This window comes from Solwaraspora sp. WMMD792 (assembly GCF_029626105.1).
Taxonomy (GTDB): domain Bacteria; phylum Actinomycetota; class Actinomycetes; order Mycobacteriales; family Micromonosporaceae; genus Micromonospora_E.
Window position 1 is genome coordinate 2152616 of the sequence record NZ_JARUBH010000009.1, and the last position, 15079, is coordinate 2167694.

Below are 15079 nucleotides of genomic sequence, written 5' to 3' on the forward strand. Positions count from 1 at the left end.
AGGTGCTGACCTGGATCGTTCTCGCTGTGCTGGGATGCGCGCTGTTGGTGCTCGTCGGGGCGGTCCGCCCGGTGCTGACCCGGTTGCCGGCGCTACGCCGTGCCGCGCTCGCCCTGCAGCGCCGCCAGGGCGAAGCGGAGGCGTTGGCGGCGCAGGCCGAGCAGCTCCAGCTGCGGCTGGCGCAGCTGGAGCAGAGCCTGGCGGCCACGGGTCCACGGCCGGAACGGCCCGGGGACCGGCCGGACAGGTCCGGCTGACCAGCCGGTCACGCCAACCTGGCCTGTTCGGCCACTGCCCGCGCGGTGCCGGCGAGCGTTGTGCCCGCTGTGGTTGACGGGTCAGTTGATCGTGGTTGAGACTTCACCGACCAGGCCAGATTGACCCGGTCTGGCAGGTGGCGGACCCCGCGAACGCACGTACGATGGGCTCATCACCACCCGACGCACCGACTGGAGCTATGCCATGCAAGCCCTGAAGCCGTGGCACATCGCCGTACTTGTGGTCGTGCTGATCCTGCTCTTCGGCGCCAAACGGCTGCCGGACGCGGCGCGGTCGCTTGGCCGCTCCCTGCGGATCATCAAGGCCGAGACCAAGAGCCTCGCCGACGACGACAAGGACCTCGGGGAGAAGGCCGACGCCCAGCACGGCCGCGCGCCGTACCAGGCCGAGCCGGTGATCGAGCCGACCAGCGTGCATCAGCCGGGCTACCAGCCGCCGCCGGCCCCGGCGGCCGATCAGTCGCAGCGCGTCCGCGACGCCAACTGACCGGAAAGGTCTCCTGCCGTGGGCTTCGCCCTGCGTCGGCGCGGTCCGAGCAAGTTCGACCGTGCCTCCGACGGCTCGATGACCCTGATCGAGCACTTCCGTGAGCTGCGTACCCGGCTGTTCTGGGCCTCGCTGGCCATCGTCGCCGGCCTGATCGTCGGCTACTTCCTCGCGGATCCGGCGTTCCAGCTGCTCAAGCAGCCGTACTGCCAGCTGCCCGACACCGGAGAGGTGACCGCCGACGGCACCTGCCGGGACTTCCTGCAGCTGTCCCCGGCCGACGGCTTCGTCCTGAAGCTGAAGCTGGCGCTCTGGATCGGCCTGATCGTCGGCGGACCGGTCTGGCTCTACCAGCTCTGGGCCTTCATCGCCCCTGGTCTGCACCGGCATGAACGCAAGTGGGCGTACGTCTTCGTCTCGATCGCGGCACCGCTGTTCCTGGCCGGTGCAATGCTCGCCTACTTCGTCGTCGACAAGGGCCTGGCGTTCCTGCTGGAAGCCGGCGTCACCGGGCTGTCCACCCAGCTCGAGGTGACCCGGTACATCTCGTTCGTGACCACGATGATCCTGCTGTTCGGGGTCGCGTTCGAGTTCCCGCTGGTGCTGCTGATGCTCAACTTCACCGGTGTGGTCAGTGCGCGACGCCTGCTCAGTTGGTGGCGAGCGGTGGTCTTCGTCTGCTTCGCGTTCGCGGCGGTCGCCACCCCGGACCCCGGCCCCTTCGGGATGACCCTGCTGGCGTTGTGCCTGGCGCTGTTGTACTTCGTCGCGGTCGGGGTGGCGTTCCTCAACGACAAGCGCCGTGGCCGGGGCAAGGAGGTGTACGCCGGGTTGGACGACGACGAGGCGTCGCCGCTGGACGACGACCCGCAGCCGGTCGCGGTCGCCGAGCGGACCGAGACGGTCACCCCGGTCGTGCCGACCCAGCCGGTGCCGAAACCGTTGCCGATCGAGCGTCGCTACGACGACATGACGTGACCGGGCCGGCCGGCGGTCCGTCCGCCGTCGTGCCCGGCTCGGTGGCGGTGCTGGCGAACCCGGCGGCCGGCCGTGGCCGGCACGCGGCAGTCCTGCCGCTGGTCCGTGACCTGCTGGCGGCGACCGGCCGGCCGGTGCGGCTGCTGACCGCCATCACCGCCGACCAGGCGGCGAGCGCCTGCCGGGCCGCGGTGGACGGTGGTGCGGCCGCGGTGGTGACCGTCGGCGGCGACGGCACCGTGCACCTCGCCCTGCAGGCGCTCGCCGGCACCGGTGTCCCGCTGGGTCCGGTGCCGACCGGCACCGGCAACGACTTCGCCGCCGGCACCGGATTTCCCGCCGATCCGGCCCGGGCGGCGGCGGTGATCGCCGCCGCCCTGCGCGCCGGCCGGAGCCGGCCCGTCGACCTGGCCCGGGTGTCCGTGCTCGGCCGGCCGGACCGGTGGTTCGGCGCGGTGCTGGCCGCCGGGTTCGACGCGGTCGTCAACGAGCGGGCCAACCGGATGCGCTGGCCGTCCGGGCCGCGCCGCTACGACCTGGCGGTCCTGGTCGAGCTGGCACGGCTGCGGCCGCGCCGTTACCGGATGGTGTGCGACGGCGAGCCGGACGAGTTCGACGCGGTGCTGGTCGCGGTCGGCAACTGCGCCAGCTACGGCGGCGGGATGCGGATCTGCCCGGCGGCCGACCCGACCGACGGCCTGCTCGACGTGGTGGTGGCCGGGCCGGTCACCCGCCGTACGCTGATCCGGATCAAACCGCAGGTTCGGCGGGGCAGTCACGTCGACCATCCGATGGTGCGCAGCCTCCGGGCCCGCCAGGTGACGATCGACGCGCCGGATCTGGTCTGCTACGCCGACGGTGAACGGCTCGGGCCGCTGCCGGTGACCGTCACGGCTGTGCCGGGAGCACTGCGGCTGCTGCTGTGATCACCGGTCCGGTTCGCCGGTGGCCAGGTCGAGCACGGCCGCGAGTCCGTTGGCCCGACCCGGGTCGGCCGCCGGCAGCACCAGCGCCGCGCAGCCGGCCCGTACGGCGCCCGCGTCGGCCGGGGTGTCGCCCACCATCAGGGTCCGCTCCGGATCGACCCGCAGCATCCCGCAGGCCCGCAGGAAGATCGTCGGGTCGGGTTTGCAGCGGCCCACCTCGTAGGACAACGCCCAGGCGCCGATCAGGTCGGCCAGGCCCCAGGCGGCGAAGTGCGGACGGATGTCGAAGCCGATGTTGCTGACCACGGCGACCGGCACCCCGGCGGCGTGCAGGGCCCGTAGCGTCGCGGCGGTGTCCGCGTACGGCAGCCACCCGTCCGGGCCGAGCAGCCGCTGATAGAGGGCGTCGGCCAGGCCGTCCACCCCGCTGTCGACCGTCGCGGCCAGCCCGGTGTACGCGGCCCGGTGCGCCTGCGGATACAGGTCGCGGTCGGCCCACACCTCGGCCAGTTGCGGGGGGACCCGGGTGGGCAGTGGCCCACCTGCCCGGCCGGCGGTCAGCAGCCGGTCGGCGAGGACGGTAGCCCGCCCCCGGTCCAGGGCCACCCCGCACGCCTCGGCACCCTGGGTGACCCAGCGGACCGGGTCCTCGACCTGGGCCAGTGTGCCGTGGAAGTCGAACAGGACCGCCTCGACCGGGCGGCGTCGTGGCCGGTCGGCCGGTTCGTACCCGGGACCGGCGGATACGTCGGGGCGGGGGCGTTCGGGATGATCCGGCACGCCTGCACCTTATCGAGCCGGCTCGGCGGCCCGGTAGGTTGCCCTAACCCGCGTGGACGCCGCCGCTGCTCGACCCTCGGCGCTCAGGAGTGACGAGACCCCTGACCGGGACGCCACCGGCCGGCTGCGATTAATCTTGCGGTATGTCGAGCCCCGCCGAGCGGTACGCCGCAGCGCGCCGCCGGGCCGCGCAGGCCGCCGCCTTTCCCGCGCTCGGGGAGTTCACCCTCGATCTCGGCTTCGACCTGGACGACTTCCAACGGGCCGCCTGCCAGGCCCTGGAACGGGGCAGCGGGGTGCTGGTCTGCGCGCCGACCGGGGCGGGCAAGACGGTGGTCGGCGAGTTCGCGGTCCACCTGGCGCTGCGCGCCGGTGCCGCGCCGGCCGGCGGCCCGCCGCGCAAGTGCTTCTACACCACCCCGATCAAGGCACTGTCCAACCAGAAGTACCACGACCTGGTCGACCGGTACGGTGCCGCCCAGGTGGGGCTGCTGACCGGGGACAACGCGATCAACGGCGACGCGCCGGTGGTGGTGATGACCACCGAGGTGCTGCGCAACATGCTGTACGCCAATTCGGCCACTCTGGACGGCCTGGCCTACGTGGTGATGGACGAGGTGCACTACCTGGCCGACCGGTTCCGGGGCGCGGTCTGGGAGGAGGTGATCATCCACCTGCCGTCGTCGGTCATCCTGGTGTCGTTGTCCGCGACGGTGTCCAACGCCGAGGAGTTCGCCGACTGGCTGGTCACCGTCCGCGGTGAGACCGAGGTGGTGGTCAGCGAGCACCGTCCTGTCCCGCTGTGGCAGCACATGCTGGTGGGGCGGCGGATGTTCGACCTGTTCCACGACGCCGACGCGGCCCGCAAACACGACGTGCATCCGGAGTTGCTGCGCTACAGCCGGGAGATGCTGCGCCGGCTGGAACTCGGTGACGGCCGTACCCACGGGCCGGGCTGGGGCCGGTCCGGTGGTCGCGGCCCGCGTTGGCGTCCGCCGCTGCGGGCGGACGTGATCGAACGCCTGGAGCGGGAGGGCCTACTGCCGGCGATCCTGTTCGTGTTCAGCCGGGCCGGGTGCGATGCCGCCGTCGCCCAGTGTCTGGCCGCCGGGCTCCGGCTGACCACCCCGGACGAGCGCGCCGAGATCCGTCGGCTGGTGGAGGCGCGGCTGTCCAGTCTGCCGGCCGAGGACCTGTCGGTGCTCGGCTACTGGGGCTGGCTGGACGGGCTGGAACGCGGTCTCGCCGCGCACCACGCCGGCATGCTGCCGGCCTTCAAGGAGGTCGTCGAGGAGCTGTTCGTCCGAGGCCTGATCAAGGCCGTGTTCGCCACCGAGACGCTGGCGTTGGGGATCAACATGCCGGCCCGCTGTGTGGTGCTGGAGCGGCTGGTCAAGTTCAACGGGGAGGCGCATGTCGACCTGACCCCGGGCGAGTACACCCAGCTGACCGGGCGGGCCGGCCGGCGCGGCATCGACGTGGAGGGCCACGCGGTGGTGGTCTGGTCGCCGGAGGTCGATCCGCGGCACGTCGCCGGGCTCGCCTCGACCCGGACCTACCCGCTGCGGTCGAGTTTCCGACCGTCCTACAACATGGCGGTCAACCTGGTCGGCACCGTCGGTTTCGACGCTGCCCGGGAGCTGCTCGAGTCGTCCTTCGCCCAGTTCCAGGCGGACCGGTCGGTGGTCGGCCTGGCCCGGCAGGCGCAGCGCAACACCGAGACCATCGAGGCGTACGGCGTCGAGGTGCGCTGCGACCTCGGCGACTTCGACGCGTACTTCGATCTGCGGGTGGCGATCGCCGACCGGGAGCGGGAGTTGGCCCGGCAGGGTCAGCAGCAGCGGCGCACCGCGGCGGTCGACTCGCTGGAGCGGCTGCGGGTCGGTGACGTCATCCGGGTGCCGTCGGGTCGGCGGGCCGGGTTGGCTGTGGTGCTGGATCCCGGGGCGGGCGGGTTCGGCGAGCCCCGCCCGCTGGTGCTGACCCAGGACCGGTGGGCGGGCCGGGTGTCGGTCGGCGACTTCACCGTCCCTGCGGAGGTGCTGACCCGGATCCGGGTGCCGAAGCACTTCAACCACCGGTCCCCGGCGGCCCGGCGGGATCTGGCGGCGGCGGTGGCCGGGACGGGCCTGGGTCGCCACGGCGCTCGCCGCCGGGGGCGTGCGCGCGGTGACCGGGACGACGACCGGATCACCCAGTTGCGCGCCGAGTTGCGTCGGCACCCCTGCCACAGCTGTCCGGACCGGGAGGAGCATGCCCGCTGGGCGGAACGACGGCACCGGCTGGCCCGCGACACCGACGAGCTGCGGGCCCGGGTGGCCGGCCGGACCGGATCGTTGACCCGGACCTTCGACCGGGTCTGCGGTCTGCTGACCGACCGCGGCTACCTGACATCCGACGGTACGGTGACCGACGCCGGGCGGATGTTGGCCCGGATCTGGACGGAGACCGACCTGCTGGTCGCCGAGTGCCTGCGCCGAGGTGTCTGGGACGGTCTGGCGCCGGCGGAGCTGGCCGCTGCGGTGTCGGTGGTGGTGTACGAGGCCCGCCGCGACGTCGACGAGCGGGCGGCGCTGCCGCGGGGGGCGGTCGCCGCGGCGGTGGACGCCACCACCGCGATCTGGGCCAGCCTGGAGGCCGACGAGGCGGCCGCCGGCCTGGAGTCGACCCGGGAGCCGGATCTCGGCTTTGTCTGGCCGATCTACCGGTGGGCCCGGGGCGAGCCGCTGGCCAAGGTGCTGGCCAGCGGGGACAGCCTGGACGGGGAGATGCCGGCCGGGGACTTCGTCCGGTGGGCCCGGCAGGTCGCCGACATGCTCGGGCAGCTGGCCCAGGCCCGTGGTGCGTCGCCGCAGCTGGCGCGGACGGCCGCGCAGGCGGTGTCCGCGCTGCAGCGCGGAGTACTGGCCTACCAGACGACGGGGTGACTGCCGGTCGATGGTCGGGGTGCGTGACGTAGTCGCTGGTACCGGTGGTGCGTCACGATGTCGACACGGCCTGGCAAAACAACCGAACGATCGCTTGCGAAGACCCTTTTGGCTGCTCACCATCGGTCCGGGGAGTACCAGCCTGTGGCTTGGGCCTGAGGGGGCGGACGTGGCAGAGATCAATCATTTTGAGTACGGCTTCATCACACCCACACTGAGTTACGCGTTGTCGGTGCTCGGTTCGTTTCTCGGACTGATCTGCGCCGTGCGGGTCCGCGAGTCGGACACCCCGGGCCGGCGGGCCTGGTGGCTGTCGCTGTCGGCCTTCGCGATCGGTGGCACCGCCATCTGGACCATGCACTTCATGGCGATGCTCGGCTTCAGCGTGGCCGGCACCCAGATCCGCTACGACATCGCGATCACCATCGCCAGCGCGGTGATCGCGATCGCCGCAGTCGCGTTCGGGCTGTTCCTGGTCGGCTTCGGCCGGCCGTCGCTGGTGAAGATCCTGCTCGGCGGGGTCATCACCGGCCTGGGCGTGGCCGCGATGCACTACACCGGGATGGCCGCGATGCGGCTCAACGGCGACATCGGCTACGCCTCGGGCCGGGTGACGCTCTCCGTGGTGATCGCGGTGATCGCGGCGACGGTGGCGCTGTGGCTGGCGGTCACGGTCCGCCGGCCGCTGGCGATGACCGGGTCCGCGCTGCTGATGGGTGTCGCGGTCAACGGCATGCACTTCACCGGCATGACGGCCATGTCGGTGCACCTGCACGAGCCGACCGGCGTGCTCAACGGGGCGACCGCGGCCACCCTGCTGGTGCCGATCGGCGTGGCGGTGCTGCTCGTGGTGATCGGCCTGGTGTACGCGGTGCTGTCGGCCCCGACGGAGGAGGACCGGGCCGCGGCGGCGTACCTTGACGCGCGGATCGCCGAGCGGCGCAGCAGCCCACCGCCGCCCCCGGCCCGGCCGAACGGGTTCACCCCGTTGCGCAGTGGCTCGAACACCAGCGGCTCGAACTCCAGCGGTGAGCAGAACGCGTCGAGCCGGTCAGGCGGGTTCAACGGGTTCAACGCCTGACCCGCTAGCGTCCGCACCGCCGGACCCGCCGGCGCCCCGTGCCATCGCGTCGACCAGCCGCCGGCAGGAACCCGCGAGGTTCCACCGGTCCGCCAGCTCCATCAACCGGTCGGGGTCGGCTGGTGCGGTAGGCAGCCGCACCGGTTCGACCGCCAGGTCAAGGTCCCGGGCCACCCGTACCACGGTCGGCGCGACCGCCAGGTAGTCGCGGGCGGCGGCCAGCCGGGCCCGCAGACCGGGAGCGAACCCGGACCGTGGGTCGTCCAGTGCCGCGACCAGCCCGGCCAGATCGCCGTACCGTTGCAGCAGCCGCGCGGCGGTCTTGGCACCGACACCCGGCACTCCCGGCAGACCGTCGCTCGGGTCGCCGCGCAGCGCGGCGAAGTCGGCGTACCCGGCCGGCGGCACCCCGAAGCGCTGCTCGACGGCCGCGCCGTCGCAGTCCTCCAGCTTGGCCACCCCCCGACCGACGTACAGCAACCGGACCGGGTGTTCGTCGTCGACCAGCTGGAACAGGTCCCGGTCGCCGGAGACCACCTCGACCGGGCCGGCCTGCCGGGTGGCGAGCGTGCCGAGGACGTCGTCGGCCTCGTAGCCGGCCGCGCCGATGGCCGGCACCCCCAGCGCGGACAGCACGTCCAACAGCACCGGCAGCTGCGGCACCAGGGTGTCCGGGACGATTTCCCCGCCGTCGGGCGCCACCCGGTGCGCTTTGTACGACGGCAGCAGCCGCACCCGCCAGTCTGGCCGCCAGTCGTGGTCCAGGGCGCAGATCAGTCGCCCCGGCCGTCGCCGGGTGATCAGCGCGGCGAGCATGTCGAGGAAGCCGCGTATGGCGTTGACCGGCTCACCGGCGGCGGTGCGGGCGGCGGACTCGGGCACCCCGAAGTACGCCCGGAAGTACAGGCTCGGGGCGTCGACGGCGAGCAGGGGGTCGGATCGGTTCACGCGCTACAGCCTCGCACAGCCCGGTGACACCGCCGGTTGTCCGGCACGGCCGGCGGGGCGGTGCGGCAGGCTGCCGACATGAGCTTCCTGCCCGGCCTGGAGCTGAGTCGCCGGTTTCATCACGCGGTGGTGGCGCCGGCGATCGCCGCCCGGTTCCCCCGGCTGCGCTACGCCGCAGCCCGGATGGACACCGGGTCGGAGCTGTTCGGGTTCGACACGGAACGCTCCCGCGACCACGACTGGGGTCCACGGGTGCAGGTGTTCCTCGACCGCGCCGACGCCGGCCTGGCCGACCAGGTGTGCGCCGCCGTCACCGAGGAAATGCCGGCGACCTTTCTGGGCTTCCCGACCAGGTTCGCGCCGGACGCCGACCGGAGTCTGGGAGTTCCGGCGCTCGATGGTGCCCGGCACGGGGTGACGGTGACGGACGTGGCTGCCTGGTGCCAGCGGGTGCTGGGCTTCGATCCGGCCGACGGGCCGGGCCGGCTGGACTGGCTCGCCACCCCCACTCAACGGCTCGCCGAGTTCACCGCCGGGGACGTGTTCCACGACGCCCTGCCGGAGCTGGTGGCCCGGTCGGCCGGGCCGACCGGTGGGCTGACCGGTCGCCGCGCGGTTCTCGCCTGGTACCCACCGGACATCTGGCGGTACGTGCTGGCCGCGGCCTGGGCCCGGGTGGCCGGCGAGGAGCCGTTTGTCGGCCGGTGCGGGGAGGTCGGCGACGAGATCGGCGGCGCGGTGGTGACCGCCCGGATCGTGCGGGACCTGATGCGGCTGGCGTTGCTGGTCGGCCGCTGCTATCCGCCGTACCACAAGTGGCTGGGCAGCGCGTTCGCCCGGCTGCCGGACGACGACGGGCTGTGCGCGACGTTGGCCGCGGCGTTGTCGGCGACCGGGTGGAGCGTGCGGCAGCGGCGGCTGTGTCAGGCGTACGAGCTGCTGGCGGTGCGGACCAACCAGCTCGCGCTGGCCGCACCGGTGGAGCCGACGGTACGGCCGTTCCGGGACCGGCCGTTCCTGGTGCTCGACGCGGCCAGGTTCGCTCGGGCACTGTGGTCGGCGATCGGTGACCGCGAGCTGCGGGCGCTGCCGGTGCTGGGGGCGGTGGATCAGGTCGTCGACCACACCGCGCTGCTCACCGATGTCGCGCGGACCCGCACGGTGATGGGTTGCGTCCTGGGACTGGACCACGACGGGACGCGGCCAAACGAACGTTAAGCTTGCTGGGTGTCGATCGGCACCGTCGGCCCGCCACCGCGGGCCGGCGCCGGCCCGCTCACCACCCTGGAGCGCACCACCATGACCGTCGAACGCGTCCTGCCCACGCCCGAGGCATACGACCTGATCGAGTTGGCCACCGAGCTTGCCGACCGGGAGCTGGCCGGCCGGGCCGCCGATTTCGAGGCGCGGGCCGAGTTCCCCCGGGAGGTGGTCCGCACCCTCGGCCGGGCCGGTCTGCTCGGCCTGCCGTTCGCGGAGTCCGACGGCGGTGCGGGCCAGCCCTACGAGGTGTATCTGCAGGTGCTGGAGGTGCTGGCCAGCCGTTGGTTGGCGGTCGCCGAGGCGGTCAGCGTGCACACGTTGTCCTGCTATCCGGTGGCCGAGTACGGCACTGACCGGCAACGGAAGCTGTTGCCGGAGATGCTCGGCGGTGAGCTGCTGGGTGCGTACTGCCTCAGCGAGCCGCAGGGCGGGTCGGACGCGGCGGCGCTGACCACCCGGGCGGTTCGCGACGGGGACGACTACGTGGTGACCGGGACGAAGGCGTGGATCACCCATGCGGCGGTGGCTGACTTCTACAACGTCTTCTGCCGCACCGGCGGACCTGGAACGCGGGGCATCTCGTGTCTGTTCGTCCCGGCCGGCACCGCCGGCGTGCTGCCGCAGCCGGCGGAGCGCACCATGGGCCTGCGCTCCTCCCCGGTCGCCCAACTGGTGTTCGACCAGGCCCGGGTGCCGGCGGAGCACCTGGTCGGTGCCGCGGGCTCCGGCTTCGGTGTGGCGATGTCCGCGCTGGCCGCCGGCCGGCTGGGGATCGCCGCCTGTGCGGTCGGGCTGGCCCAGGCCGCGCTCGACCACGCGGTCGGCTACGCCCGGGAGCGGGAGCAGTTCGGCCGGCCGATCATCGACCTGCAGGGGCTGGGGTTCCTGTTGGCGGACATGGCCACCCAGGTGTCGGCCGCTCGGGCGGTGACCCTGGCCGCGGCCCGGTTGCGCGACGCCGGTCGGGCGTACGCCGTCGAGGCGGCCAAGGCCAAACTGTTCGCCACCGACGTCGCGATGAAGGTCACCGTCGACGCGGTCCAGGTGCTCGGCGGGTACGGCTACGTGGCCGACCATCCGGTGGAGCGGTACCTGCGCGAGGCGAAGGTGCTGCAGATCGTGGAGGGGACGAACCAGATCCAGCGGGTGGTGATCTCCCGGGCACTGGCCCGGTGACGGTAGGTTTCTCGCCGTGGAAGAGACCGATCGCGCTATCGTCGCCGCGCTGACCACCGACGGCCGGGTGTCGTACACCGAGCTGGCCGAGCGGGTGGGCCTGTCGGTGTCGGCGGTTCATCAGCGGGTGCGCCGGCTGGAGCAGCGCGGGGTGGTCAACGGCTACACCGCCCGGGTGTCGTACGAGGCGGTGGGGCTGCCGTTGAGCGCGTTCGTCGCGATCCGGCCGCTGGACCCGTCCCAGCCGGACGACGCCCCGGAACGGCTGTCGCATCTGGCCGAGATCGATTCCTGTTATTCGGTGGCGGGGGAGGACTTCTACCTGTTGCTGGTCCGGGTGGCGAGCCCGGCGGATCTGGAACGGCTGCTGCAGGAAATCCGGACGGCGGCGAACGTCACCACTCGCACGACGGTGGTGCTGTCCACCCCGTACGAGTCACGTCCGCCGAAACTCGTCTGAGTCTGTCGCCCGGCGTCATCCCGGCACGGCTGCCGGGATGCAGCTCCCTTCCTATCATCCTAGGATGCACTAGGCGTTGTGCTCAACGCCATCGCGCACCCCAACGGCCCAGCGACCACGCTGACTGCCGCACCGTTTGAAGCCCACGACGCCGGGCATGCAGGAAGCACGGACGGAAACCGTCCGGTCAGTACCGCGATAGGAGTGATCGACCATGGGCATGACCGACAAGGCGCGCAACAAGGCCGAGGAGCTCAAGGGCCAGGCGAAGGAGCGCTACGGCGCGGCGACCGACAACGAGCAGATGCGGGCCGAGGGCGCCGCCGAGGCGAGCAAGGCCCGGACCAAGGACGCGGGGGAGCACGCGAAGGACGCCGGACGTAACGTACGGGACGCGTTCAGCGGCTGACGAGCAGCGGGCCGGATCAGCCGGTGGTGGTCGTCCGTTGCCGGGACCACCACCGCTGTCCGGACTCCGGAAGCGTGTCGATCGGGTCGTAGTACGGGTACCGCCGCCCCAGGTCGTCGGAGCTGTCGAGTGAGGTGCGGTAGTTCTTGGTCCAGTAGGAGATGCCGTGCTCCCGGTCGTACTCGGTGAGCATGTGCACCCAACGCTTGCCGACCAGGGGCACGTCGCACACGATCCGTGGGGTGGCATAGCCCGGTAGATAACCCATCAGGTCGTGCTGCAGCTGCTGCGCCGTCCGGACCGGGACCCGCCAGTGTTCGGCGTTGGGGATCATGTCGCAGAGATAGAAGTAGTACGGGAGGATGCCGGCTTCGCCCTGGAGCGCGAAGCAGAGGTCGAGCAGACTGTGCAGGTCGGCGTTGACCCCGCGCATCAGCACTCCCTGGTTGCGCACGTCGCGGATGCCCACGTCGAGCGCGGTCTGGGCGGCCCGGGCGACCAGCGGGGTGAGTGACTGCACGTGGTTGACGTGGGTGTGGATGGCAAGGTTGACGCCACGGCTGGCGGCGGTGCGGGCGACACGTTCCAGGCCGGTCACGACATCGGGCTGCAGCCAGTGCTGGGGTAGGCCCATGAGCGCCTTGGTGGCCAGCCGGATGTCGCGAATGCTGTCTATCTCCAGCAGGCTCTGCAGGTAGCTTTCGAGATGCCGCCAGGGGAGGTTCGCCACGTCGCCGCCGGAGACGACGACGTCGCGGACTCCGGGGTGCCCGCGCAGGTAGTCGAGATGCGCCTGGTAGCGGTTGGTGGGCTTGAGGGTCAGGCGGAGTTTGTCGATGGTCGGGGTGGAGTTGCCGACCAGGTCCATCCGGGTGCAGTGCCCGCAGTACTGCGGGCAGGTGGCGAGGAGTTCGGCGAGGACCTTGGTCGGGTAGCGGTGGGTCAGTCCTTCCGCCACCCACATGTCGTGTTCGTGCAGGGAGTCGCGGCTGGCGTACGGGTGGGACGGCCAGTCGGTCCGGCGGTCGCTGGCCAGCGGGAGCATGTAGCGCCGGATCGGGTCGGCCCGCAGGGAGTCGGTGTCGGGTGCGCTGGCTGGCACCATCGTGTTGATCATCTGCGGGGTGACCAGCATGGACATGGTGGCGTGTCGGCTCTGGTCGGCGTCGAGTTCGGCGTAGAAGCCGTCGTCGACGAGGTCGCCGAGGACGGCGTGCAGTTGGGCGACGGTCTTGACGCAGTGGGCCCGTTGCCACTGGGCGGACTGCCACTGGTCGGGGGTGACGTCGCGCCAGCCGGGTAGTCGGGTCCAGTCGGGTTCGACGAGTTCGCGGCGTTGGTATTCGTACGGCTGGGGCAGCGTCGGGGTGGTTCCGGGGCTGTCTGCCGAGATGGGTTGCGGCATCGGTCCTCCTGGCTCGGTGCGTCCGGTGGGGCGTACCGCACTCCTGGATAATTTCCTGTGTGTTGACTAGTCTGCCGTAAGTCTTCCGGTCTTGCTAGGTGCGAGGTGGTGATTCGGTTGTCGATCGGTGGCTCCGGGCGGGTAGGTGTCGTCTCCCGCGCAGGTGGCGGCAGACTGAGCTGATGACGACTCGTACGGTGGGTTCGGAGGCCGGACTGCCCGCGGTCCTGTACCGGGGCGGCAGGTTGTACTGCCCGGCGGTGCCGGGAGCGACGGCGTTGCTGGTGCGTGACGGCCGGATCGGCTGGTTGGGTGCGGACGCGGACGCGCCACGGGCGGATGTCGTGGTCGACCTGGCCGGCGCGCTGGTGACCCCGGCCTTCGTCGACGCGCATGTGCACGCGACCGACACCGGTCTGGTGCTTTCCGGCCTGAATCTGTCGTCGGTGCGTTCGCCGGCCGAGCTGGTCGACCGGGTGGCCGGCTTCGCGGCGGGGTTGCCGCCGGACGCGGTGGTGCTGGGGCACGGGTGGGACGAGTCGACGTGGCAGCGGCCGGTGCCGCCGGACGCGCGGCAGTTGTCGGCGGCGTCGGGCGGACGGCGGGTGTACCTGTCTCAGGCGTCGATCCATTCGGCGCTGGTGTCGTCGGAGATGTTGGCGGCGGTGCCGGGTCTGGCGGAACGCTCCGATCCGCCAGGGTGGGTGCGGGAGGACGACCATCACGCGGTGCGGGCGCTGGCGTTCGGGTCGTTGACGCCGGCGCAGCGCACCTCGGCGCAGCGGGCCGCGTTGGCTGCGGCGGCCGGGGTGGGTATCGCGGCGGTGCACGAGTGCGGCGGTCCGCAGACGTCGTCGGAGTCCGACTTCGTCGGTGTGTTGGCGATGTCGGGCGACGGCCTGCCGGAGGTGTACGGGTACTGGGGGGAGTTTCTGGGGGCGGCCCGGGCACGGGAGTTGGGCGCGGTGGCTGCTGGTGGTGACCTGTACGCCGACGGCGCGTTGGGGTCGCGGACGGCGTACCTGTCGCAGCCGTACGTCGATGGCGGCGGCTGCGGCAGTTGTTTCCTGGCCGCCGATCAGGTCGCGGCGCATCTGGTGGACTGTGTCCGGTCGGGGGTGCAGGGCGGGTTCCACGCGATCGGTGACGCGGCGGTGGCGGCGGTCGTGGACGGCTTCGCGGTGGCGGCCGGCGAGGTCGGGGTGGAGCGGTTGCGGGCCGGTCGGCACCGGGTGGAGCATGTCGAGTTGGTCGACAAGCGGGTGATCGGGGCGTTCGTCGAGTTCGGGGTGGTGGCTAGCGTGCAGCCGGCGTTCGACCGGTTGTGGGGTGGTGAGGGTCAGATGTACGCGGCCCGGCTGGGCGTGGACCGGGCGTTGGCGTCGAATCCGTTCGGTGCGTTGCACGGGGTGGGCGTCACGTTGGCGTTCGGTTCGGACTCGCCGGTGACGCCGCTGGATCCGTGGGGTGCCGTGCGGGCCGCGGTTTCGCATTTCAATCCGGCGTCGCGGTTGGCGGTTCGGTCGGCGTTCGCCGCGCACACCAGGGGCGGTTGGCGGGCGTTGCCACCGGGAGTGGTGCAGACCGCGCAGGAGGGGGCGTTGGCGCTGGGCGCGGCGGCGACGTTCGCGGTGTGGGAGACGCCGGCGGGTGTGTCGGCGGACGGCCTGCCGGTTCTGGTGGCGGAGGATCCGGCGCTGCGCGGGCCGGCGGATCCGACGCCGCTGCCGCGGTGTCTGCGGACGGTGCTGCGGGGTCGGGAGATCTTCGTGGCGGCGGATCGGGTGGCCGGCGTGGGGTGAGCGGGGGTGCCCGGTGACACGCCGGTGGTGACACGCCGGTGGCGGTGGTCGATGTCCCTGGGCCGGGTTGACAGCACCGGGGGTGGCCCGCGTACCGTCTTTGAGTCCTACCACGGGAAGCGGCTGTTGTTCGCTTCGTTTCTTCGTCCGCTGGCCGAG

14 protein-coding genes are annotated in these 15079 nt (G+C 72.1%); 11 read left to right on the forward strand and 3 right to left on the reverse strand.

What is annotated here, in order from left to right:
- The first annotated feature begins 2 nt into the window (after positions 1-2).
- The 4 genes from O7629_RS11205 (at position 3) to O7629_RS11220 (ending at position 2669) form a co-directional block, all read left to right on the forward strand.
- Entirely contained in the window at positions 3-257 is a 255-nt protein-coding gene (locus O7629_RS11205) for a hypothetical protein (protein ID WP_278169031.1), read from the forward strand.
- 205 nt (positions 258-462) lie between these two features.
- Positions 463-765, forward strand: coding sequence for a Sec-independent protein translocase subunit TatA (gene tatA, locus O7629_RS11210; RefSeq protein ID WP_278169032.1), 303 nt, complete (start codon positions 463-465; stop codon positions 763-765).
- Between the two features lie 18 nt (positions 766-783).
- Positions 784-1743, forward strand: a complete 960-nt coding sequence (tatC, locus tag O7629_RS11215; RefSeq protein ID WP_278169033.1) for a twin-arginine translocase subunit TatC — start codon at positions 784-786, stop codon at positions 1741-1743.
- Positions 1740-2669: a diacylglycerol kinase family protein gene (locus O7629_RS11220; RefSeq protein WP_278169034.1), complete on the forward strand. Its 930-nt coding sequence runs from the start codon at positions 1740-1742 to the stop codon at positions 2667-2669. Before tatC ends, O7629_RS11220 begins: the two co-directional genes overlap by 4 nt.
- Here O7629_RS11220 and O7629_RS11225 read toward each other — a convergent pair whose 3' ends face one another.
- Positions 2670-3449, reverse strand: coding sequence for an HAD family hydrolase (locus tag O7629_RS11225; RefSeq protein WP_278169035.1), 780 nt, complete (start codon positions 3447-3449; stop codon positions 2670-2672).
- 143 nt (positions 3450-3592) lie between these two features.
- Here O7629_RS11225 and O7629_RS11230 point away from each other — a divergent pair, with 143 nt between their 5' ends.
- Together O7629_RS11230 and O7629_RS11235 are read left to right on the forward strand one after the other, a co-directional pair.
- Complete coding sequence (locus O7629_RS11230) at positions 3593-6376, forward strand: DEAD/DEAH box helicase (protein ID WP_278169036.1); 2784 nt, start codon at positions 3593-3595, stop codon at positions 6374-6376.
- A gap of 169 nt (positions 6377-6545) precedes the next feature.
- Positions 6546-7457, forward strand: a complete 912-nt coding sequence (locus O7629_RS11235; RefSeq protein WP_278169037.1) for an MHYT domain-containing protein — start codon at positions 6546-6548, stop codon at positions 7455-7457.
- Here the strand turns inward: O7629_RS11235 and O7629_RS11240 are convergent.
- Positions 7428-8405: a 5'-3' exonuclease gene (locus O7629_RS11240; protein ID WP_278169038.1), complete on the reverse strand. Its 978-nt coding sequence runs from the start codon at positions 8403-8405 to the stop codon at positions 7428-7430. The genes O7629_RS11235 and O7629_RS11240 overlap by 30 nt on opposite strands.
- Positions 8406-8483: 78 nt before the next feature.
- Here O7629_RS11240 and O7629_RS11245 point away from each other — a divergent pair, with 78 nt between their 5' ends.
- The 4 genes from O7629_RS11245 to O7629_RS11260 all read left to right on the forward strand — a co-directional run bounded on the left by O7629_RS11245 (position 8484) and on the right by O7629_RS11260 (position 11713).
- The gene (locus O7629_RS11245) at positions 8484-9623 is read left to right on the forward strand and encodes a DUF4037 domain-containing protein (protein WP_278169039.1); all 1140 of its coding nucleotides are present in this window, start codon (positions 8484-8486) and stop codon (positions 9621-9623) included.
- A gap of 81 nt (positions 9624-9704) precedes the next feature.
- Positions 9705-10844, forward strand: coding sequence for an acyl-CoA dehydrogenase family protein (locus O7629_RS11250; protein WP_278174497.1), 1140 nt, complete (start codon positions 9705-9707; stop codon positions 10842-10844).
- A 16-nt stretch (positions 10845-10860) separates the two neighbouring features.
- Complete coding sequence (locus tag O7629_RS11255; RefSeq protein ID WP_278169040.1) at positions 10861-11304, forward strand: Lrp/AsnC family transcriptional regulator; 444 nt, start codon at positions 10861-10863, stop codon at positions 11302-11304.
- Positions 11305-11518: 214 nt separating this feature from the next.
- The gene (locus tag O7629_RS11260) at positions 11519-11713 is read left to right on the forward strand and encodes a CsbD family protein (RefSeq protein WP_123601535.1); all 195 of its coding nucleotides are present in this window, start codon (positions 11519-11521) and stop codon (positions 11711-11713) included.
- Positions 11714-11729: 16 nt separating this feature from the next.
- Here the strand turns inward: O7629_RS11260 and O7629_RS11265 are convergent, their stop codons facing one another.
- Positions 11730-13118 carry a lysine 2,3-aminomutase gene (locus O7629_RS11265; protein WP_278169041.1) on the reverse strand — a complete coding sequence of 463 codons (1389 nt, stop codon included), beginning with the start codon at positions 13116-13118 and terminating at the stop codon, positions 11730-11732.
- A 182-nt stretch (positions 13119-13300) separates the two neighbouring features.
- On the opposite strand from O7629_RS11265, the gene O7629_RS11270 reads away from it, so the two are divergent.
- On the forward strand, positions 13301-14920 hold the full coding sequence (locus O7629_RS11270; RefSeq protein WP_278169042.1) for an amidohydrolase family protein: 1620 nt from the start codon (positions 13301-13303) through the stop codon (positions 14918-14920).
- The last annotated feature ends 159 nt before the right edge of the window (positions 14921-15079 follow it).